The sequence below is a fragment of the Lutibacter sp. B1 genome, from assembly GCF_012524075.1.
Lineage (GTDB): Bacteria > Bacteroidota > Bacteroidia > Flavobacteriales > Flavobacteriaceae > Lutibacter.
Map to the genome: position 1 here is coordinate 1 of NZ_JAAZUI010000116.1, position 1,067 is coordinate 1,067.

Consider the following 1,067-nt stretch of genomic DNA (forward strand, 5'->3'; position numbering starts at 1 on the left):
TGGAGTTGTTACCTTTACTCGGACACAAAATTTAAGACCGTTTGTTACAAAACAAATATCTTAGAAACATGAAAAAACGTATTTACAGTAAAGAGTTTAAAGATCAAACAGTTCGATTAAGTTATCAGCGAGCTAACATTAAAGAATTGGCAGATGAGCTGGGGTTAGATCCACAAAGGATTTATAAATGGCGAAAAGAAGCTAAAGCAGTTAAGAATCCAGAGAGTCAAAAAATATTAAAAGATGATTCTTTAGAAGTGAAGAGATTACGCAAAGCACTTAAAGAAAAAGAATTAGAGCTTGAGATATTAAAAAAAGCCGTTCACATTTTCTCCAAGAGCGATGGGAAATCTATCAATTTATAGCCAGTTATCGACATTTATATCCCATTGAGAGAATGTGTAAAGTTTTAAAAGTAAGTCGAAGTAGTTATTACAGGTGGTTTAGTCAAGGTCCATCCAAACGAGTACAGGAGCATAGTTTATTTACAGATTTAATAGAAAAGGAATTTCAAGACAGTAAGCAGCGTTATGGCTCTACTAGAATTGCTGAACAATTGAAACGTAATAATTATTGTATTTCAAGAACAAGAGTAGCTAAAATTATGCGTGAAAATAATTGGGTTAGTAAACATAGAAAGAAATTTAAAATCACTACTAACTCCAATCACAGTTACCCAGTTAGTAGAAATTTATTAGATAGAAACTTTAACCCTAGTGGATTAAATGAAGTTTGGGTATCCGATATTACGTATATCAAAACTAAAAAGGACTGGTTGTATTTAACTACAATTATTGATTTGTACAATAGACAAGTAATTGGTTGGTCATTAAGCACTAGATTATATACAAATCAAACTATTATTCCTGCTTGGGAAATGGCTACTAGTAAGCGTTCAATAACAAAACCTTTACTTTTTCATTCTGATAGAGGAATACAATATGCTTCAAGAGAATTTAGAAAAATCATCAAGTCTAATTCTTTGATTACACAATCTATGAGTAGAAAAGCTAATTGTTGGGATAATGCAGTGGCAGAATCCTTCTTTAAAACATTAAAAATCGAAC

The 1,067-nt window shown here is 31.3% G+C and carries 2 protein-coding genes; both read left to right on the forward strand.

Annotated features, from left to right (window positions below):
• Positions 1 to 68 precede the first annotated feature (68 nt).
• Positions 69 to 365: a transposase gene (locus HGB55_RS15155; RefSeq protein ID WP_168817924.1), complete on the forward strand. Its 297-nt coding sequence runs from the start codon at positions 69 to 71 to the stop codon at positions 363 to 365.
• A partial coding sequence (locus tag HGB55_RS15160; protein ID WP_371807832.1) for an IS3 family transposase occupies positions 362 to 1,067 on the forward strand: 706 nt, incomplete at its 3' end. The genes HGB55_RS15155 and HGB55_RS15160, both read left to right, overlap by 4 nt.